Origin of the sequence: Streptomyces sp. NRRL F-5126, from assembly GCF_000721265.1 — a bacterium.
Lineage (GTDB): Bacteria > Actinomycetota > Actinomycetes > Streptomycetales > Streptomycetaceae > Streptomyces.
Genome location: NZ_JOFZ01000154.1, coordinates 1 through 240, shown reverse-complemented (window position 1 = coordinate 240; position 240 = coordinate 1). Strand labels below are relative to the sequence as shown.

The window sequence follows — 240 nt, the reverse complement described above, 5'->3', positions numbered from 1 at the left end:
GTGGTGGTGTCTTCGATGAGGGTGCCGGTGACGGTGGAGTAGAAGGGGGTGTGGCCGGTGTGGGGGGTGATGTTGCGGAGGTCGTGGAGGAGGCGGTCGTGGATGATTTCTACGTGGGCGGAGTGGGAGGCGTAGTCGACGGGGATGGTGCGGGCGTCGATGTGTTGGGTGGTGCAGGTGGTGGTGAGTTCGGTGAGGGCTTGGGTGTCGCCGGAGACGATGGTGGTGGTGGGTCCGTTG

General features: G+C 65.0%; 1 protein-coding gene. It reads right to left on the bottom strand.

Annotated elements, in window-relative coordinates:
• Positions 1 to 240, bottom strand: a 240-nt coding sequence (locus tag IH48_RS34135) for an acyltransferase domain-containing protein (RefSeq protein WP_037844341.1), incomplete at both ends; no start/stop codon positions are given.